Source organism: Roseateles sp. SL47, from assembly GCF_026625885.1.
Taxonomy (GTDB): domain Bacteria; phylum Pseudomonadota; class Gammaproteobacteria; order Burkholderiales; family Burkholderiaceae_C; genus Roseateles.
Genome location: NZ_CP113068.1, coordinates 3,619,523 through 3,638,173 on the forward strand (window position 1 = coordinate 3,619,523; position 18,651 = coordinate 3,638,173).

Annotated in this window: 16 protein-coding genes; 5 read left to right on the forward strand and 11 right to left on the reverse strand. The window is 65.7% G+C overall.

The features are described 5' to 3' along the window. The first annotated feature begins 65 nt into the window (after positions 1-65). Complete coding sequence (locus OU995_RS16000) at positions 66-1,007, forward strand: NAD-dependent epimerase/dehydratase family protein (RefSeq protein ID WP_267831008.1); 942 nt, start codon at positions 66-68, stop codon at positions 1,005-1,007. A 163-nt stretch (positions 1,008-1,170) separates the two neighbouring features. Here OU995_RS16000 and OU995_RS16005 read toward each other — a convergent pair whose 3' ends face one another. Together OU995_RS16005 and OU995_RS16010 are read right to left on the reverse strand one after the other, a co-directional pair. Next, positions 1,171-1,974: an alpha/beta fold hydrolase gene (locus OU995_RS16005; protein WP_267831009.1), complete on the reverse strand. Its 804-nt coding sequence runs from the start codon at positions 1,972-1,974 to the stop codon at positions 1,171-1,173. Next, complete coding sequence (locus OU995_RS16010; RefSeq protein WP_267831010.1) at positions 1,971-3,284, reverse strand: O-acetylhomoserine aminocarboxypropyltransferase; 1,314 nt, start codon at positions 3,282-3,284, stop codon at positions 1,971-1,973. Before OU995_RS16010 ends, OU995_RS16005 begins: the two co-directional genes overlap by 4 nt. Positions 3,285-3,356: 72 nt before the next feature. On the opposite strand from OU995_RS16010, the gene OU995_RS16015 reads away from it, so the two are divergent. The 4 genes from OU995_RS16015 (at position 3,357) to OU995_RS16030 (ending at position 9,767) form a co-directional block, all read left to right on the forward strand. After that, positions 3,357-3,818: a CBS domain-containing protein gene (locus tag OU995_RS16015; protein ID WP_058935553.1), complete on the forward strand. Its 462-nt coding sequence runs from the start codon at positions 3,357-3,359 to the stop codon at positions 3,816-3,818. Positions 3,819-3,988: 170 nt separating this feature from the next. Then, complete coding sequence (aroC, locus tag OU995_RS16020) at positions 3,989-5,098, forward strand: chorismate synthase (protein WP_267831011.1); 1,110 nt, start codon at positions 3,989-3,991, stop codon at positions 5,096-5,098. Positions 5,099-5,278: 180 nt separating this feature from the next. Continuing rightward, positions 5,279-6,430 carry an efflux RND transporter periplasmic adaptor subunit gene (locus OU995_RS16025; RefSeq protein ID WP_267831012.1) on the forward strand — a complete coding sequence of 384 codons (1,152 nt, stop codon included), beginning with the start codon at positions 5,279-5,281 and terminating at the stop codon, positions 6,428-6,430. A gap of 55 nt (positions 6,431-6,485) precedes the next feature. Continuing rightward, positions 6,486-9,767, forward strand: a complete 3,282-nt coding sequence (locus OU995_RS16030) for an efflux RND transporter permease subunit (protein ID WP_267831013.1) — start codon at positions 6,486-6,488, stop codon at positions 9,765-9,767. Positions 9,768-10,093: 326 nt separating this feature from the next. Here the strand turns inward: OU995_RS16030 and OU995_RS16035 are convergent, their stop codons facing one another. The 9 genes from OU995_RS16035 to OU995_RS16075 form a co-directional block, all read right to left on the reverse strand. Then, positions 10,094-10,912: a nucleotidyl transferase AbiEii/AbiGii toxin family protein gene (locus OU995_RS16035; protein WP_267831014.1), complete on the reverse strand. Its 819-nt coding sequence runs from the start codon at positions 10,910-10,912 to the stop codon at positions 10,094-10,096. Further along, entirely contained in the window at positions 10,875-11,300 is a 426-nt protein-coding gene (locus OU995_RS16040) for a DUF6088 family protein (RefSeq protein WP_267831015.1), read from the reverse strand. Before OU995_RS16040 ends, OU995_RS16035 begins: the two co-directional genes overlap by 38 nt. Before the next feature lie 265 nt (positions 11,301-11,565). Then, positions 11,566-13,566, reverse strand: coding sequence for a hypothetical protein (locus tag OU995_RS16045; protein WP_267831016.1), 2,001 nt, complete (start codon positions 13,564-13,566; stop codon positions 11,566-11,568). Between the two features lie 3 nt (positions 13,567-13,569). Further along, complete coding sequence (locus OU995_RS16050; RefSeq protein ID WP_267831017.1) at positions 13,570-14,136, reverse strand: putative phage tail protein; 567 nt, start codon at positions 14,134-14,136, stop codon at positions 13,570-13,572. A 17-nt stretch (positions 14,137-14,153) separates the two neighbouring features. Continuing rightward, positions 14,154-15,209 carry a baseplate J/gp47 family protein gene (locus OU995_RS16055; RefSeq protein WP_267831018.1) on the reverse strand — a complete coding sequence of 352 codons (1,056 nt, stop codon included), beginning with the start codon at positions 15,207-15,209 and terminating at the stop codon, positions 14,154-14,156. Beyond that, entirely contained in the window at positions 15,210-15,581 is a 372-nt protein-coding gene (locus OU995_RS16060; RefSeq protein ID WP_267831019.1) for a phage GP46 family protein, read from the reverse strand. Between the two features lie 8 nt (positions 15,582-15,589). Continuing rightward, positions 15,590-16,255, reverse strand: a complete 666-nt coding sequence (locus tag OU995_RS16065; protein WP_267831020.1) for a phage baseplate assembly protein V — start codon at positions 16,253-16,255, stop codon at positions 15,590-15,592. Continuing rightward, complete coding sequence (locus tag OU995_RS16070) at positions 16,252-17,358, reverse strand: phage baseplate assembly protein (protein WP_267831021.1); 1,107 nt, start codon at positions 17,356-17,358, stop codon at positions 16,252-16,254. The genes OU995_RS16065 and OU995_RS16070 overlap by 4 nt, the downstream gene beginning before the upstream one ends. Further along, complete coding sequence (locus OU995_RS16075; RefSeq protein ID WP_267831022.1) at positions 17,348-18,640, reverse strand: DNA circularization N-terminal domain-containing protein; 1,293 nt, start codon at positions 18,638-18,640, stop codon at positions 17,348-17,350. Before OU995_RS16075 ends, OU995_RS16070 begins: the two co-directional genes overlap by 11 nt. Positions 18,641-18,651 lie beyond the last annotated feature (11 nt).

Below are 18,651 nucleotides of genomic sequence, written 5' to 3' on the forward strand. Positions count from 1 at the left end.
CAGGTTGCGATTCAAGTCGTTGCGGGTCACGGTAGACCGGCATCACGTGCAGTAGAAGACAAGCAATGAGCAAGATTTTGTTGATTGGGGCCAACGGCCAGATCGGTTCCGAACTGGCGGTGGAGCTGGCCCAGCGCCACGGCAACGCCAACGTCATCACCAGCGATGTGGCGCCGCAGGGCCGGGTGCCCTTCCTGACGCATGAAATGCTGGACGTCACCGACGGCGCCGCGCTCGCGGCCGTGGTCAAGCGCCATGGCATCACGCAGATCTATCACCTGGCGGCGGCCCTTTCCGCCACCGGTGAAAAGCATCCGATGTGGGCGTGGGATCTGAACATGAAGGGGCTGCTGCATGTGCTGGAACTGGCCCGCACGGTCAAGCTGGAACGGGTGTTCTGGCCCAGCTCGATTGCGGCCTTTGGTCCGCAGACCCCCAAGGTGGGCACGCCCCAGACCACGGTGATGGACCCGACCACCGTCTACGGCGTGTCCAAGCTGGCTGGTGAGGGCTGGTGCCGCTGGTACCACGCCAACCACGGCGTGGATGTGCGCAGCCTGCGTTATCCGGGCCTGATCAGCTGGAAGACGCCGCCGGGCGGCGGCACCACCGATTACGCGGTGGAGATCTTCCATGAGGCACTCAAGCAGGGCCGCTATACCTGCTTCCTGCGGGAGGACCAGGCCCTGCCGATGATGTACATGCCGGACGCGCTGCGCGCCACGCTGGAGCTGATGGAAGCACCGGCGGATCGCATCACCGAATGGGGCAGCTACAACCTGGCGGGTGTGAGCTTCACGCCCGCGCAGATCGCGGCCTCCATCCGCCGGCACATGCCGGACTTCACCATCGACTACGTGCCGGACTTCCGCCAGCAGATCGCCGCCAGCTGGCCTCAGGCCATCGATGACACCGTGGCGCAGCGCGACTGGGGCTGGAAGCTCCAGTACGACCTGGACAAGATGGTGGACGAGATGCTGAGCGCCTTGAAGGCCACGCAGGGCTGATGGGTTGATGGGCTGATCGGGCACCCCGAGCCGGTCTGACCGTTCCAAGCGGCGCCACCGGGTCATTGGAGGTGCCGCCCGTCTTGCTCGACGTGGCCGATGCGGTCGGGGCACCCGATGCACGATGCACGATGCCCATAACGCCCCCTGGCGCTGCCTCCGCTCAGGCCAGCGCCACCTTCAGCGCTGCCAGCACCCCTTCCGGCGCTTCCGCCATCAGCGCGTGCCCGGCAGGCAGCGTCTGCACCTGGGCCTTGAGCATCTCCGTCAACTGACGCGCCGCCTTGGGCGGTGTCATGACGTCCTTGCTGCCCAGGATCAGATGGACCGGCGCCAGCACCCGCGCCGCCGCGTCCGGCGCACCGGCATATCGGTCACAGACCTGGAAGTCATGCAGGAACAGATTGCCGTGGTCTGCCCCGGTGGCCTGCATGCGTTCCATCAGCGCCAGACTGGCGCCGTGCAACCACACCCCCGGCCCAGGGCTGGACGGCTTGGCCGCCAGCGTCGCATGAGAGAACGCATTGACCATCGCCATGGCGGCCGCTGGCTGCTCCCGTGCGGTGTTCAGCATCGCTTCGCTGACCTTCATCGGCCAGGCGGTGCCCACCATCACCAGGCGTGAACAACGCTCCGGCGCCTGCGCGGCCGCTTCCAGGGCGATCAGCGAGCCCATGGAATGGCCCACCAGGGCGGCGGTCTGCACGCCCGCAGCCGTCAGCAGCGACAGCACCCAGCCCCCCAGCGACTCCACATCCGGCAGCGGCGGCCCCTTACTGCGTCCATGCCCCGGCAGGTCCACCGCCAGGGCCGATGCGCCATGGTGGGCCACATACCGGGCCAGCAGCGTCCACACACTGTGGTCGTTCAGGGCGCCATGCAGGAACACCACGCAGGGCAGGGCGGGATCGAAGGTCTTGCCACCGGTATAGGCATACGCGGTCTGGTTGTTGACGGTGATCTTCATTTGGCGGCCACCTTCAAGGCTGCGGTGAGGTCGGCCACCAGGTCGTCGGGATCTTCCAGGCCGATGGACAGCCGGAGGGTGCCTGGCCCGATGCCGGAGGCGGCCAGCGCGGCGTCATCCATGCGGAAATGGGTGGTGGACGCCGGGTGGATGACCAGCGACCGGGCATCTCCCACATTCGCCAGATGCGAAAACAGCCGCAGCGATTCAATGAACTTGCGCCCCTGATCCCGGCCCCCCTTCAGATCGAAGCTGAACACCGCGCCCGCGCCCTTGGGCAACAGCCGGGCCGCCCGTGCATGGTCTTTGTGGGCCGACAGGCCGGGATAGGCCACACGTTCCACCAGCGGATGGCGGGACAGGAACTCCGCCACCCGGCCCGCATTGGCCACATGCCGCTGCATCCGCAGCGGAAGGGTTTCAATGCCCTGCAGAATCAGCCAGGCCGTGTGCGGGCTCATGCAGGCGCCAAAGTCCCGCAGGCCCTCGCGCCGGGCGCGCAGCAGGAAGGCGCCCACGGTGCTCTCTTCAGTGAACACCATGCCATGAAAGCCGTCATAGGGTGCGCACAGCTCGGCAAAGCGGCGCTCCGGCCCGCTGGCCGCATGGGCCCGCTCCCAGTCGAAGCGGCCACCATCCACCAGCACGCCGCCCACCACCGTGCCATGGCCGCACAGGAACTTGGTGGCCGAGTGGTAGACCAGATCGGCGCCCAGCGCCAGCGGCTGCTGCAGATAGGGGGTCACGAAGGTGGCATCCACCAGCAGCGGCAGGCCGGCGTCATGCGCGATCTGCGCCACGGCAGGGATGTCCAGCACGTCCAGCCCGGGGTTGCCGAGGCTTTCTCCCAACAGCAGGCGCGTCTCCGGGCGAATGGCGTTGCGCCAGGCATCCAGGTCGCCGGGCGGGACAAACGTGGTGCTGATGCCGAATCGGCGCAGCGTGTAATGCAGCAGATTGTGGGAGCCCCCATACAAGGCGGCAGACGCCACGATGTGATGGCCGGCACCGGCCAGGGTGGTCACCGCCAGGTGCAGGGCCGCCTGACCGCTGGCGGTGGCAATGGCGCCCACGCCCCCGTCCAGGGCCGCCATGCGTTCCTCCAGCACTGCCGTGGTGGGGTTGGACAGCCGGGAATACACGTGCCCGCTGCGCTCCATGTTGAAGAGCCCGGCCGCCTGCTCGGTGCTCTCGAACACGAACGACGTGGACAGATGCAGCGGCACCGCTCGGGCGCCGGTGCTGGGGTCGGGGCTGGCGCCAGCATGCAGCGCCAGGGTGTCGAAGCCGGGGTCGGCAGGACCTGCCATGGGGTGTCTCCTGATGTCTGCGGCCGTGGTCCGGCCGTCATAAGGCGGGCATTGTGTGCTATGTTGGCAGGCATGAAAGTCTCCGACATCCTGCGCGTCAAGGGCAACACGCTCTTTACCGTCTCTCCCGACCAGCCATTGGCCGACGCCGTGGCCACCATGGCCGAGCGCGACATCGGCTCGCTGGTGGTGATCGAGTTCGACGATCTGGTGGGCATGCTCACCTTCCGCGAGGTCATCCAGGCCATCACCCGCAATGGCGGCAGTGTGGGCACCTCGCTGGTCCGCAGCGTCATGGACGACGCGCCGCTGACCTGCACCCCCGCCACGGAAATCGATGAAGTGCGCCGCATGATGCTGGGCCGTCATGCCCGTTACATGCCGGTGCTCAACGGCCGGCAACTGATGGGCGTCATCTCCTTTTATGACGTGGCGAAGACGGTGGTGGATTCGCAGGACTTTGAAAACCGCATGCTCAAGGCCTACATCCGTGACTGGCCTGCGGAAGAGGGCGGTCAGGCGCAGGCGTCCTGAGCGGGAGTTCAGACGAAGCCTGGGTTTCCGAGCTGCCATGCAAAATCCCCTGTCAACGGCCCCGGTGAGGGCCGTTTTTGCTGGCCGCTGAAGGGCCGCTGGCGGGTGTGTCGGGCAGCGGGCTCGTAGAATCGGACGTTCCTTGTTTCGGCCCAGTCAGGGTTTCCCAGATGTCCGGCAGCACCTTCGGCAGCTTGTTTCGCGTCACGAATTTCGGCGAAAGCCATGGGCCGGCCATCGGCTGCGTCATTGATGGCTGCCCGCCGGGGTTGGCGCTGTCGGTGGAAGACATCCAGCCGGAGCTGGACCGTCGCCGCCCGGGCACCTCGCGCCATGTCACCCAGCGGCAGGAGCCGGACCAGGTGGAGATCCTCTCCGGCGTGTATGAAGGCCAGACCACCGGTACGCCCATCTGCCTGCTCATCCGCAATGTGGACCAGCGCAGCAAGGACTACGGCAACATCCTGGACACCTTCCGCCCCGGCCATGCGGACTACACCTACTGGCGCAAATACGGCCTGCGCGACCCGCGGGGCGGCGGCCGTTCGTCGGCCCGGCTCACCGCCCCCATGGTGGCTGCCGGCGCGGTGGCCCGCAAGTGGCTCCAGCAGCAGCACGGCATCGGTTTCCGGGGCTGCATGACGGCGCTGGGCGAGATCGATCTTGCGTTTGAAGGCTGGCAGCATGTCGGCCACAACCCATTCTTTGCAGCCAATGCCAGCCAAATTGAGGCCCTGGAGGCCTACATGGACCAGCTCCGCAAGGACGGCGACTCCGTCGGCGCCCGGCTGCTGGTGGAAGCCACCGGCATTCCCGCCGGCCTGGGCCAGCCGCTGTTTGACAAGCTGGACGCCGACATCGCCTACGCCATGATGGGCATCAATGCGGTCAAGGGCGTGGAGATCGGCGCCGGTTTTGACAGTGTTCGCCAGAAGGGCAGCCAGCATGGGGATGAGCTGACGCCGCAGGGCTTCGCCAGCAACAACGCCGGTGGTGTGCTGGGCGGCATCTCCAGCGGTCAGGACCTGCGGGTGTCCATCGCCATCAAACCCACCAGTTCCATCCGGACACCCAAGGCATCGATCAATCGCGCCGGGGAGCCCACCACGGTCGAGACCTTCGGCCGCCATGACCCCTGTGTGGGCATCCGCGCCACCCCGATCGCTGAGGCCATGCTGGCCCTGGTGGTCATGGACCATGTGCTGCTGCACCGCGCGCAATGTGCGGATGTGGAATTGCCGATCGCCGCCATCGCGGCCAGCGTGCCTCCGCACGATTGAACCGCTCTGCCCCCGAGCGGAATGATTCGCCGGGAGGCAGTTCATGCTTCGCAATCTGCAATTCGTCGCAGTTGCCCCCCGGCCCCCTGAACCGGTTCCTACACTCCGCCGCATTCGAGCTTCGTTGTGGGGTCATGCCCCAACGGTCCGGCGAAGCGGTTCAAGGACATGGGGGAGAACATGCGCAAGAAGGTGTGGCTGGGTGGGCTGGCGGTGGTGGTCCTGGCGGGTGGGGCAGCAGTGTTTGCCACCAGTCGTCCGTCCGCGCCGGCACCCAAAAAGGACGACGCCAAACCGGCGCTGGAGTTCCAGGCCGCTGAGGTGGTGAAGCCGCAGCCGGCGAGCATGCCAGGGGTGATCGAGTTCTCCGGGCCGCTGGTGGCGCCCAACACGGTGGTGGTACGGGCCAAGGCGTCCGGCAGCCTGGTCAGTCTGGCGGTGGGGGAGGGCAGCCGGGTCAAGGCGGGCCAGAGCCTGGGCCAGCTGGATCTGGAAGAACTGCGCCACAAGGTGGCGGAGCGTGCAGCCGGTGTGGAATCGGCGCGTGCCCAATATGAGCAGTACGAGCGCCAGTACAAGGCCAACCAGGGCCTGGCCACGCAGAACTTCATCGCCCCCACGGCCCTGGACAACTCCCGTGCCGCGCTGGAAACCGCCCGTGGCCAACTGATGTCCGCCCAAGCTCAGTTGGGCACCAGTGAGGTCCTGCTGCGTCAGGCCGCGCTGCTGTCGCCCATCGACGGCATCGTCTACAAACGCCACGCGGTGCCTGGTGAGAAAGTGGCCGCCGAGCAGCAGGTGCTGACCATCGTGGACCTCTCCCGCCTCGAATTGGCGGGCCTGGTCGGCACCCATGAAGTGAGCCGGCTCAAGCCCGGCATGGTCGTCAACATGCAGGTGGAAGGGTTTGATGCGCCGGTGCAGGCCCGTATCGCCCGGATCGCCCCGGCGGCGGAACCCGGTACCCGCTCCATCGGCGTCACGCTCACGCTGGACAACCCCGGCGAGCGCTTCCGCGCCGGCCAGTATGCGGTGGCCCGGGTGGCGCTGCCGGACGACACGCAGCGTTTGACCATCCCGCTGACCGCCATCGGCAGTGTGTCCGGCCAGGAGCATGTGTGGGTGATCGACAAGGGCAACCTGGTGCGCCGCATCGTCACCACCGGCCGCCGGGACCCGCGGGAAGGGCGGGTGGAAGTGCTGGCCGGTCTGACGCCGGACGCCCAGGTGCTGGGTGCGCGCTTTGACAACCTGAAGGAAGGTGACAAGGCCACCGTGCTGGCGCCCAAGGCCAGCGTAGCCAGCGCCTCCGCAAGCGCCAGCACGCAGTAAGCACCGGGCGGCAGCGGCTGCCCCCTGACAAGACGACAACAAGAAGGGATTCCCCATGTGGATGACCCGTATCTCCATCCAGAACCCTGTGTTCGCCACCATGGTGATGGTGGCCCTGTGTGTGCTGGGTCTGTTTTCCTATTCCAGGCTGGGCGTCGAGCAGATGCCCGACATCTCCCTGCCCGGCGCCTGGATCGATGTGCGTTACCCCGGTGCCTCGCCCGAGGCGGTGGAACGTGAAATCGCCAAGCCGCTGGAGGAAGCGCTGAACACCGTGGCCGGTGTGGACCGCATCCAGTCCCGCAGCTTTGAGGGCCGGGTGCAGGCCAGCGTGGAATTCAGCCTCAATGTCGACATGAACCGGGCCATGCAGGAAGTGCGGGACCAGGTGGCACTGGCCCAGGCCAACTTCCCCAAGGAAGCCAAGCCGCCGACCGTGTCACGGTTCCAAGGCGACAACGCCCAGCCGGTGGTGGTGGCGGCCTTGCTCAGCAAGACCCGCACGCCGCGTGAAATCTCGATGATGGCCGACCTGGTCGTGTCCAAGCGCCTGTCGCGCGTGGAAGGCGTGGCCCGCGTGGATGTGGGCGGCCTGGCGCTGCGGGAGGTGCGCATCGACCTGGACCCGCAACGCCTGCGTGCCTACAGCGTGACCCCGGCGCAGATTGCGGCGGCGCTCAATGAGGCCAATACCGATTCGCCGGTGGGCCTGCTCTCGAATGCCGCCACCGACACCATGCTGCGGGTGGAAGGCAGGGTGAAGGACCCCAAGGAGTTCGTGAATGTGGTGGTGGCCCGCCGGGGCGACCTCAACCTCACCCTGGGCGACCTGGGCACGCTGGTGGAGCGTGAACGCGAGCGGGATTCGATTGCCCGCATCAATGGCCAGCCGGCGGTCAACTTCAACATCTTCAAGCAGCAGGACGCCAACATTGTTGCCACCGGCGAAGCCATCCAATCCGCGCTGGCGGAGCTGCGCAAGACGCTGCCCAAGGACATGGAGCTGCGCCTGATCTATGCCAACAGCGACTTCGTGAAGAACTCGCTCAAGGGCCTGCGCCACACGCTGGTGGAAGGCGCGTTGCTGACCGTCGCCATCGTTTTCCTGTTCCTGCACAGCTGGCGGTCCACCGTCATCACCGGCCTCACCTTGCCGATTTCAGTGATCTCCAGCTTCATCGCCGTTTATGCCTTCGGCTTCACCCTGAACTTCATGACGATGATGGCGCTGAGCCTGTGCATCGGGCTGCTGATCGACGATGCCATCGTGGTGCGGGAGAACATCGTGCGCCATGTGGGCATGGGCAAGGACCATCGACGCGCGGCGGAGGATGGCACCAATGAAATCGGCCTGGCGGTGATGGCCACCACCTTTGCCATTTGCGCGGTATTTGTGCCGGTGGCGTTCATGGGGGGCGTGATCGGGAAGTTCTTCTACCCGTTCGGCATCACCGTGGCGGTGGCGGTGCTGGTGTCGCTGTTTGTCAGCTTCACGCTGGACCCGATGATGTCGTCGGTCTGGCACGACCCGCCATCGGCCCGACTGAAGCGGTGGCCAGTGATCGGCCACCTGATCCGCGCCACCGATGCCGGCATGGATGTTCTGCACCGCTGGTATGAAAGCAGCATCCGCTGGATCTTCTCCGGCCGCCGCTACCGTCTGTTCGTGCCGCCGGTGCCGGTGTATGCGCGTCCGTTCGATGGCCATGGCGAGCGCCAGCGCCAGCTGCCGCGTCGTCTGCGCCTGGCCACCATCACGCCACGGGGCCTGGTCACCCTGGGCGGTGTGGCCAGCTTTGTGGGGGCGTTGATGCTGGTGCCCTTGGTGGGCGGTGAATTCGTGCCGCAGACCGACCAGGGCTTCACCCAGCTCAGCCTGCGCATGCCGGTGGCCACGAGCCTGGAGCGGGGCGACAACAAGGTGCGGCAGGTGGAGGAGATCGTCTCGCGCATGCCGGAGGTGAAGACGGTGTCCACCGTGGTGGGGGCCACGGGTGAAGGCATGTCCACCGGCCGCAACCAGGCCATGCTCAACATCGCCCTGGTGGACCGTCGTGAGCGCCAGCGCAGCCAGACGCAGGTGGAAGACGCCATCCGCGCGGAAATCTCCCGCATTCCCGGCGTGGAGGTCAGCGTGGGCTTCAATCGTCCGGTGTGGGTGACCATTCTGGGCAGCGACCCGGAGGTGCTGACCCAGGTGGCCAAGGACTTCGCCGCCAAGGTGAAGAAGATCAAGGGGGCGGTCGATGTGGACACCACCGTCAAACCGGGTGTGCCGACCTATGCGGTCCGTCTGAAGGACTCAGCGGTGCGTGAACTGGGCCTGAATGCGCCGATGGTGGCGTCTTCGCTGCATGCCTATGTGAACGGCGAGGTGGCCACCTACTGGACCACGCCGAACGGCGATCAGGTGGAGGTCCTGTTGCGCCTGCCCCAGGACCAGCGGCAGAACCTGGAACAGATGCGTCGCCTGCCGGTGGCCTTTGCCAAGGACGGTTCGCCCGTGTCGCTGGAGCAGGTGGCCACGCTGGAGGAGGTGTTCAACCCCGAGGTGATCCGCCGTCAGAACCTGCAGCGCCGTGAAGCGGTTTATGCCGGTGTGCAGGGGCGTCCGTCGGGCGATGTGAATGCGGACGTGCAGAAGCTCATCAAAGAGACCGAACTGCCCCCGGGCATCAGCTTCATGGTGGACGGGGACAGCAAGCAGCAGGCGGACTTCATGATCGGCCTGGTGGCGGCGATGGGGCTGGCGCTGATCTTCATCTACATCGTGCTGGCCAGCCAGTTCGCCAGCTTCCTGCAGCCGATTGCGATCATGGCGTCGCTGCCGCTGTCGCTCATCGGGGTGATGCTGGCCCTGCTGTTTTGGAAGACCACGCTGAATGTGTTCTCCATGATCGGCCTGGTGATGCTGATGGGCCTGGTGACCAAAAACGCGATTCTGCTGGTGGACTTTGCCAACCATGCGCGCAAGGAAGGGCTCTCCATTCCCGAGGCGCTGCTGCAGGCCGGGCTGGTGCGGATGCGGCCCATCATCATGACGACTGCCGCCATGGTGTTTGGCATGTTGCCGATGGCGATTGCGCTGAATGATGGTGGCGAGATCCAGGCACCGATGGGCCGGGCCATCATCGGCGGGGTGATCACCTCGACGCTGCTGACGCTGGTGGTGGTGCCGGTGATTTATTCCTACCTGGTGCGGGGTGCCAAGACCTTCCATGCGGCGGTGCAGGACGGGCAGGGCGGGGCAAGTGCTGCGACGTCTCAAGATGAGCGGCGTTCGGAGGCGTCTCTGGGCGATGTGGCTGCCACTCCCTCGGCTGGCATGGCGGACTGATGGAGGCGAGGGGGAGGAAAGCAGCCCGCGTCGTGGGGATCATTGCCCAGCTCTGGTTCGGGCGGAGCTTGCCGACCAGGGCGAGGTGCCTACATGGCGTCAGAACTAGAGCCGAGCGAGTAGTTCCTGAGCAGCAGCCTCGAACGAGGCAAACGCTGTAGAACACCCAACTTCAGCCCCCTCGAAAATGAGGGGAAGCAGCCTTTCGGAATACCGTGCTCGAAGCTCCTCGCTGACCTTTGCCGTTTTGAGGATCTTGGTCAAAGCCACGCGAGGATGCGATTCAAATTCGGGGTCTCTGTCCTTAAATTCAGCAGCGTCGCCTGCTACCAACTCCGCAAAGATGGAGCACGCCAGAGCAAGCTGCTCTCCGGCTGGGCCTCCATGATGCGGTGAACATCGTAAACGTGACGAACCAATGCAGGGTCCATCTCCGATTCTTGGAGTCCACTCCATTTCCAGTGGCAGCGTCGTAGGAGTGACAGCACCTTCTCGGCAAGCGTCTCGGCGACGTGGAAGCATGAAATCGTAACGGTCTTCGATCGTGGTAAGCCCGCCAAGGTTTCGTGCAGATAACCGAAGCTGACTGGCGTGGCCTTCAGCCTCGGATGTCTATGGATGACTTCTAGCTTCAATTCGGGCCGCAGCGTTCCAAGCAGCGGCGCCTTCGACTTGTACTGAGAGCCAACCACGTAGTAGCGATGTGCGTCGCGGACGTGAGGATTCCTCCGGCCGTCCACGACATCTGGCACTTTAAATTCTGCGGACGCCAAAACACTTTCGATGGCCGCATGGAGGGCCCTCAAGCGCGCCCGGCAGCTGATGTCCTTCTTAAGCTCAGCAGACGGGGGCGAGAGGACCACCTTGATGTCGATGTCTTCGGACATCCGGGAAATCAGCCGGTGCGCCTTGGAAAGGCAAGTTCCTCCGGCAAACACGAGCTGAATGCCGTCATCGACTTTTGGTGATTCCCCTCGACGCAGCCCCTTGAAGTGCTCATGCCGAATTTCCAGTCGGCTCAGCTCGTCGAGCAAGTCCGTAACGTGGATATCTTTCTCTGCCGTTTGATAGGGCAGGCCAGCAAGAAGCCCTTGCGCCGAAAGGTCTTCAAGCGCTTGCTGCTGCTCGACCGTAATTGTTCTCATAGGCGAGGCGGCGCCCGCCCACGACAATGTTTCGCTGAATCCGGCGTTTTCCCGTGTTGACCACCAGTTTGCCGGGCATCTGAGTGGTTCGACCCGCGTTGTACTCTGCCGCAGCGCTGCCCACGCTCACTTTCACGCCCATGCGGTTCAGAGCTTCCAGGGAAAGACTTTCCAATGTTCCTGCTGGAATGGTTGCCCCGGTGACAGAGCTAACTCTGGTTTTTGCGTAGATGCCGGTGCCAATTCGTACAAGCACCCCGCGTTGCTGCAGCAACTTTAGAGCTGCGGAAAGCTGGGAGGAGCTGCCGAGCGAGGCGATGTCCGAGCGCAGGACGACATTGCCCTTTCTCCGGGCAATGGACCGCAGTAGTCGTTCTTCCAGTTTCATGACCTTACCCTTCTTGAACCCGCAAGAGTCGCTGGCGATAGGAGGTTTGGCATCATTCGAAAAAGCCCGTAATTTCTTTATAAATCAAAGACTTGTGACTCCGCATCTTGCCGGAAAGTCGGCAAGATGCGGAGCCGAATCGTGTGCGTGCGTCCGAGATGGAAGCCCCGGGGCTCCTGTAAGCGGGCGCGCAAAAACGGAATTGGGAGCGCACAAAGGCGGAATTGAAGCCGCCTTCATGCACCCATGTGGATAACCGGGGAGCCTAGGCGACCGCACTGTAGGACACCCCGGACAGCGAAATCCAGTCGCTGCAGTTCGCGGTGGACCCGGTCGCCTCGTTCACCCGCACCGTGCCGTCCGAGCCAACCACCACCGGCACGGCGGTCTGGTTCCCCCCCGCCGAGCCCGTCGCCATGAAGCGCTTAGGCGTCAGCGGCCACGCCCAGGCGGGCAGCGTTGAGACGAGGTTGTTGCCGCCCGGTTTCACCAGGCCACGGACGTTCACCCGCCCGCCGAGCAGGTCCACACCAAAGGGATCGTTGCCATTTACCTGGCTCCAGGTGCCCGCCAACGCAGGCCGGAGGCCCCCGTTCAGGGTGCTGTAGACCTGGGGCACGTTCGTGGTCTTCTGAAGAGCGCCGAGGACGATGCTGGGCGTGCCGGTGATGTGGAAGACCGCGTCGGCGAGCACCTCGGCCACCAGAGTTCCGATGTCGACGTAGGCCGTGTTCCCCAAGTCCACCGCGTTGTCCGCGCCCACCACCAGCAGATGCCCCACGCTCGCGCGCTCTTGCAGCGTCGCGCCGACGTGGAACACCGCCTGGAGCCCTACCGTGGTGTTGCGGCACTCCAACTGCCCGATGTTGAAGCGCATCAGGCTGCCTTGGCCGACGCCGGCGTCCAGCAGTTGCACCCCTTGTCGTATTCCGCCCACGTCCTTCTGGTCGATAAAGGCACCCCCGATCTTCACGGAGGAGATCACGTAGTTCCCCCCGAAGGACGTTCCAATGCCCCTTTTCGCCCCCACGGACCGCAGCTGAGCGATCTGCACCGTGTCGATGTTGTTGCCCGAAGCGTGGAGCAGCAGACCGTACTCTTGAGCGCCAAGAGCCGTCGCCCAGGGGGTGGTACCCGGAGGGCCGTTGGCGTCGGTCACGATCCGGCCGATGTTGATGTCGGACGCAATGGCCGTGGCCTGCAGGTCGGACTTGATGATGACGGCCTCGGTGCCATTGCAGTACGACGTCAGCGCCTCGGCGCGCACCTTGCTGCACTTGATGACGATGCCGTGGATGCCGTAGCAGCCGAGGATCTCCCCGGTACAAAGCACGTCGGCGACCCCTTCGCCGATGATCGCCGAGTGGGTCGCTGAGCCCGGGCTGCTGCACAAGGTCGTGACGTTGTGCAGGCGAATGCCACGCTTCAGCGGTGAGGCGGCCTTGATCGCATTGGTGGGATAGGTGATGTTCAGCGCCTCAGTGACGCCGGGCGCCTCGACGTTGCCGTAGAAGGCCGCGACCACGTTTTTGCCGCAGTCGATTCCCAGGTCGCTCAGCTCGAAGCCGCTGGCGTAGGCGAGCAGCATCCCCTGGATGATCGAGCCGCCAGTCAACGATCGGCAGTCGTTCGCATAGGCGGGCATCTTCCGGCCGCGAATCTTGACGTTGTCCTTGCTGATGTAGCTACCCGGGCCATCAAATCCGTATGCGTAGCCGGAAGGCTTGTAGGTCGCAACCTCCAGCTGCACCACACCGCCGCCTGCGGGCAACGCGTTGATGGCTGCATCCAGCGCTCCGATGTTCCCGATCCCGAACCATTCGGGGCGCACGCTCATGCCGTTGTCGATGGTCACCTTCGCCGCCAAGTCGAAGATCTGTCGCGTGGTGTCGATGATAGGCACCGTGATCGTGACGGCTACGCCGACCAGGCAGGCACCGAAGATCTGCACCGGGCGGCCGCGCGCGTTGGCCGCCACGAACTCGGCGCGCTTGTCGGTGCCGTCGGCAATGATGACCGTCGGCAAAGAATTGTTGGCGGGGCCGGCGAGCAGCTTGATCGCGGCCAGCAACTGGCCGTTCGAGTTGGGATCGAGCGCGGCTCCAGAGCCTTCAATGGCGCTCGCGACTTCCTCCTGGATCGCGTTGAACCATTCCGCCTGCCCTTCGGTCGGTCGATTGGCCGTGCCAGGCACGCCGTTCTTCCAGCCGTGCTTGCCGGGGCCGAACGCGTCGGTGTCCTTGTTGAGCGTGTTGATGCGGCGCATGGATCAGACTCCGAAGTCAAAGAAACAGGTGGTGTGCGCCGGCTTCAGCCTGTTGACGACACACGTGATGGATTCAATCGAAGACCAGTTGGCCAAGGGCTCGATACAGGGGCTGCCCGCAGTGAAGTAGGTAACACGTTCCGACTGCGGCATCTGCATGACCCACACGAAGCGCCAGTCGGCCGAGGCAACCGGCTCTGCGCAGGTGTCGGTGCAGGTCCAGGGCGTGTACTCGTAGACCCTGGTGCCCGGATAGCCGAGTGCCTCGGCGAGCGCCTCGTAGTAGGCCGGCTGCTGCGATCCGCGAGCGGTGATGCGCGTGACCAACGCCAAGCGACGGTCGGCGATGGTCTGGCCGTCCACCTCGGCGCAGGCATCCGGGAGACCATAGGTTTGCTCGAACTCGTCGAGCAAGGCGTAGGTGCTGCGAGGGTCCAGCTCGCCATCCAGAACGCCGCCAAGGTCAAGACCATCGTCGAGCAGTGCCGCCATCGCGGCCAGCTCGGCAGCGAGCGCAGGGCCGCGCGAGTCGTAGGCCACCGGCGGTAGCAGCCGGGCAAGGATATCCATATGGGTCGAAGCCATCGTCACACCCCCAGCGTCAACGTGCCCATCTGGGCCAATTCCAGATGAAGCACATTCACCGATGTCTCCACATTGGCGACTGGTGCGGTGATGACGACGTTGACGACGCCAGGCACGTCCTGGATAGCAGCCGACAGGCGACTCAGGTACACCGTGTCTCCCGGCGCTAGCTGATCCACGTAGGCCGCAATGGCCGTCGCCGCCGACGCCTGGGCCGATGCGAGTGAGACGCCGGAGAGGATCACGGTAGCCGTGATGTTGATCTCGACCAGATCGGGCTGCAGCACGAGCACGTCACTCGTCACCGGGCGGTGCTCCTCGATGTGGTCTTCCACCGCTTCGATGAGCCCCGCGCTCGGCAGTCCATCGAGAGCCCTGATCGCAACGTCCACAGTGCCCAAGCCGCGACGACCGCCAAAGCACCAGGCGCGGCCGACGCCGGCCACCTCGGTGGCCCACCGCACGTAGTCGGCCGAGTTGCCGCCGGCGGGCGCGTTGCGCATGCGTTCCAGTAGACGCGCGCGCAGTGAAGCGTCGTCCTCCGACACGTCGCCGCCGTCCATCGTGGCCACGGCCGCCGCAGTGATGCCAGCCACCGGAACGACGATGGTCAGCGGATCGGTGGGCGACAGATTGCCAGCGGGCCCGGCCAGCAGCGCCCAGGCCGCCACGTTGACCGAGCCCGAGCCGCCGATGGCCGTGTTCTCGGTCACCTCGTACTGCTGTCCGTTCGCCGCCTGCAGCAGCAGCCCGGCGCTGACGGGAGTTGTCGCCTCTCCGGTCAGCGTCACCGTGCCTGAGGCAACGGCGGCCGCCTTGCGGGCGAGGCCGTAAAGGGACGCTTGACGTTCCAAGTAGTCCGGATCGGCTGTGTCCGGGAAGTGCTGGCGTGCCAGCCACCAGATGTGCTGATGCAGGCTCTCGACGGCGGCCGCGACGGCGCTGGCGCGCACGTAGTGGTCGCTGTCGCTGCCGGTGGCCGCCTGGGGCTGCTGGTTGGCCACCTGCTGCAGGTAGCGCGCGCGCAGCGTGTCGAAGTCGGGGATTTCAATGGCCATTCAACCGACCTTGATGAAGAAGTCGAAAGTTCGCTCGGCTTGACCCGCGTCGGTGATCGTCACCAGCAGGTTCAGCCGCCCGGACGCATGCTCGGCCTGCACATCGACTGCGAGCGCTCGGCCGTCGTCGACCAGCGGCTGCAGGCATTGCTGAACAAACTGCACCGCTAGGCGCTGCACGCGCGGCACGTCCTTCTCGCGCTGCAGCTCGTGCAGGCGGGAGCCCAGCGACGTGTCGGCCCACCAGCTGCCCAGCGGCGTCATCACGCGCAGGTACACGGCGTTGGCCAGACCGTCCGCTGGATCGCGGGCCAAGTCGCCGGCCGACTGCACATAGTCGGCAGAGATGGGGTCAATGTAGGTGTCGCTCATCGCTTGCCTCACATCGCCGCGCTCGGCGTGTTGGTGCTGCCGCCAGAGACGTTGTTCTCCGGGTGCTTGTGGCCGTTGTAGACGGCACGCATGCCGCTCATGGTCTTGGCACCGCCGGCGTCGGCCACCTCGCCATCGGCCGTGATATTGGCGCCGGCAGTGACGTTGTGCGAGGCGGCGACGGTTGGCGTGTTCAGCGCCACACCGCCACTCGCGTCAACCGTGAACTGCGGCGTCGTTATGGTCACGCTGCTGGCCGCGTTGATCTGCACCTTATCGGTCTCGATCAGCACCTTGGCCTGGCTGACCATGTGGATGGTGCGGTCGGCGCGGAGGTGGACGAAGTCGCCCCACTGGTTGTAGAGGCAGGCCTCGCCGGCCTGGTCGAGCTGGAAGCGGTAGGCGCCGTGCTCGGTGGCCACGATGACGGCCGCACTGCTGCGGCCGCCGAGCGGCAGCACGATGAGTTGCGTGCCCGCCGGCGGTGCGCTGGTGAAGCCGAACTGCTGCATCAGCTCGACGCGATCGAGCTGCTCGCCGGCCAGGCCTTCGCCGCTGGCGAGTTGAACCTTGGGTCTGAGCTGCAAACTCGTCAGCAGGCCTCGGAAGGCAAGCCGGGCGCCGGCGGCCGCGCGCTCCACTTGGCGCCGCATGGCTTCGACCATCCGCGTCATGGTGCCGCTCCGGTCGTCGCGTCGATGATCCGGCCCGGCACGCTGTTCTTGCCGCGGCGGTGCTTGCGCTTGCTCGGGTGGGCATACAAAGCCCAGGCGCCGTCTTCCTTCAGCGTCAGGTCCGTGACCTGGCCGCGCATGCGATCCCCCGAGATGCGCCGCGAGATGACGAAGTAGATGCCGTCGAGGCCATGCGGCTCGCTCACCACGCGCACACGCTGGCCAGCGGCCCACAGCTTGCCGTTGGGCGCGCGGTGGCCGGCCACGGTGGCGCGCAGGTCATAGGCACGCAGGCGACCGTCGCTGATGAGCTTGCTGCCGCGCGCTGCGGCGATCTCTTCGTTGGTCGCCTCGAAGTCGCAAAGGATCTTGGGACGATAGGCAGACACGCCGTCGTCACGCACAGTGCGCTTCACGTTGTGGCGGCCGCTGCGAATACCGATGGCGCCGCTCTGGCCCAACACGGTGATCTCGCTGTAGCGGTCGGCCTGGCTGCGCTTCTCCGCGAGCGACAAGACGTTGTTACCGATACCGTCGCGGCGCAGCGCTAGCGTTCCGACCGGGTCCGTGTCGTAGTGCGGACCGCCAACCACCAGGCTGCCATCGGGCTCGAACCAGGGCCACAGGCCATTGGCTTCAGCCGCGCGCTGCAGCATGTCCCAAGCCGTGTCACCGGGCTCGGTCATGACCCGGTCGCGCTGCAGCTGGCGTTCCGCGTCTACGCTGAAGCGGACGCTGGGCAGCAGCTTCTTCACGACCTTGTCGATGATCTGCAGCAGCGTCATCTGCTGCTGCGTGAAGATGGGCGCGCTGCAGTCCACCAGCACGCCGGCGTTGTCGCGGCCAGTCAGCTGCAGGCGATGCTCGCCACGTGCCACCTGGTGGTCGATGTCATCGATCAGGCCGACCAGCACTGTCTCTCCGCCCACACGAACCTTGACCTCGGCGCCAGGCTTAAGCGCGGCGGGCACAGCCAGCTCGTTGGCGCTCAGGCTCATGTTCCATGCGTCTGCCGCTAGCAGCAGGCTGGAGTCGATCTCATAGCGCTGCCAGCCTGCATGCGCGAGGCCACCGACGAGCAGCTCGACCTGATCAGCGGGCATAGGCCTTCACCTTCTCGCCGCGTTCCACCACCAGGCGACGACCCCAGGCGTTCAGGCGCAACAGCTCGGCGGCGCGCGTATGGTCGCCGTAGAGCCCGTGAGCCACCAGGCGCAGCGGCCCACTCAAGGGCGCTGCACGCAGTTGCACCGGCGGGCGAAGCTCAATCACCGCGCGAGCTGCTTGCTGCACCTGGAAGGCCACGGCGCGCAGACTCGCGCTGGCAGCCGCAACCGCTCCGGCTGACTCGGGGCCCGCCGCGGCACGCAGGTCCTCCAGGGCCGCCTGCAGCGCCGCTCGGGTGTTGCCTGCGATCTGCTCCACGTCGGTGGCGTCCAGCAGCTGCTCATCCAGCTCGCCCGTCAGCACGATGATGGCCGCTTCGGCCAGGCAGCAGCCTGCGTGCGTGCGGGCGTGGGCCTGCACCATCAGCGCGTCCGCGTTCGGCGCCAGCAGCGCGATCTGGGCTGGCGCGAGCGCGGCAGAAGCTCGGTCAAAGTCGGCCAGGCCGGATCGTGCAGCCGTGCCTGTCGACGAGTTGCTCACCGAGCTGCCACTAAAGAGGATATTGCGGCCGCCGAACGGCAGGCCCTGCAGCGCGCGGTCCAGCACGTTGCGGGCGTCAGCGACATAGGCCTGCGGGTAGAAGAGCGGATCTAGTTCGCTCAGGCGCTGCTTGAGCGCGGTGGTGTCCACCAGAGTGCGCAACTTCCCCAGCGCGGACTGCATCTGCGAGCGCAGGTTGAGCTGCAGCGGCACCGGGCCCTTCATGACTTTCTGGACGCGCACCGTCAGGGCGTCGTCCGCTGCGGAACGCGCCTGATCAGCCTGGGCGCTGACGGCTTCGCCGGCCAGGACGGGCGATGGGGTCTGGAAAATCCGGTCGGCCGTGCGGCTCTCGACGAACTCCAGGTTCAGCTTGCAGCCGTCACGGAAGTCCGCCTCGTGCTCAACGGTCCAGCTGGTGCAGACCGCACGGTCAATGTTGCCGAACACCGGATGCACTAGGCGGCCAGTGTCGGCACTGCGCAGCGCGGCCAGCAACGTGGCCAGGCGCGCCTCGTAGTCGTCCTGCGCGGCCTCGCTGCCACGCCGCGGCCGCGTGTTGAAAATGATGGCCGTGAAGCGGATGCGCTGAGGGCCGACGCCCAGATCCTCGACCTCGGCGCCATCGCGGTAGGGGTACTCGTTCGTGACCGCCGCACGCTGCACCGAGTCGCTGACCGACTCGATGTCGAATTCGATGCCCTTGAAGCTGGCTTGAAGGAGGGTTTCAGACCACATGCGTCACTCCC

What these genes read in the sequence shown, in the direction of transcription:
- OU995_RS16025 (WP_267831012.1), top strand. Translation starts at nt 5,279, where the DNA reads ATGCGCAAGAAGGTGTGGCTGGGTGGGCTGGCGGTGGTGGTCCTGGCG.
- OU995_RS16055 (WP_267831018.1), bottom strand. Translation starts at nt 15,209, where the DNA reads ATGGCCATTGAAATCCCCGACTTCGACACGCTGCGCGCGCGCTACCTG.
- OU995_RS16035 (WP_267831014.1), bottom strand. Translation starts at nt 10,912, where the DNA reads ATGAGAACAATTACGGTCGAGCAGCAGCAAGCGCTTGAAGACCTTTCG.
- OU995_RS16060 (WP_267831019.1), bottom strand. Translation starts at nt 15,581, where the DNA reads ATGAGCGACACCTACATTGACCCCATCTCTGCCGACTATGTGCAGTCG.
- OU995_RS16040 (WP_267831015.1), bottom strand. Translation starts at nt 11,300, where the DNA reads ATGAAACTGGAAGAACGACTACTGCGGTCCATTGCCCGGAGAAAGGGC.
- OU995_RS16050 (WP_267831017.1), bottom strand. Translation starts at nt 14,136, where the DNA reads ATGGATATCCTTGCCCGGCTGCTACCGCCGGTGGCCTACGACTCGCGC.
- OU995_RS16015 (WP_058935553.1), top strand. Translation starts at nt 3,357, where the DNA reads ATGAAAGTCTCCGACATCCTGCGCGTCAAGGGCAACACGCTCTTTACC.
- OU995_RS16065 (WP_267831020.1), bottom strand. Translation starts at nt 16,255, where the DNA reads ATGACGCGGATGGTCGAAGCCATGCGGCGCCAAGTGGAGCGCGCGGCC.
- OU995_RS16005 (WP_267831009.1), bottom strand. Translation starts at nt 1,974, where the DNA reads ATGAAGATCACCGTCAACAACCAGACCGCGTATGCCTATACCGGTGGC.
- OU995_RS16075 (WP_267831022.1), bottom strand. Translation starts at nt 18,640, where the DNA reads ATGTGGTCTGAAACCCTCCTTCAAGCCAGCTTCAAGGGCATCGAATTC.
- OU995_RS16070 (WP_267831021.1), bottom strand. Translation starts at nt 17,358, where the DNA reads ATGCCCGCTGATCAGGTCGAGCTGCTCGTCGGTGGCCTCGCGCATGCA.
- OU995_RS16000 (WP_267831008.1), top strand. Translation starts at nt 66, where the DNA reads ATGAGCAAGATTTTGTTGATTGGGGCCAACGGCCAGATCGGTTCCGAA.
- OU995_RS16030 (WP_267831013.1), top strand. Translation starts at nt 6,486, where the DNA reads ATGTGGATGACCCGTATCTCCATCCAGAACCCTGTGTTCGCCACCATG.
- OU995_RS16045 (WP_267831016.1), bottom strand. Translation starts at nt 13,566, where the DNA reads ATGCGCCGCATCAACACGCTCAACAAGGACACCGACGCGTTCGGCCCC.
- OU995_RS16010 (WP_267831010.1), bottom strand. Translation starts at nt 3,284, where the DNA reads ATGGCAGGTCCTGCCGACCCCGGCTTCGACACCCTGGCGCTGCATGCT.
- aroC (WP_267831011.1), top strand. Translation starts at nt 3,989, where the DNA reads ATGTCCGGCAGCACCTTCGGCAGCTTGTTTCGCGTCACGAATTTCGGC.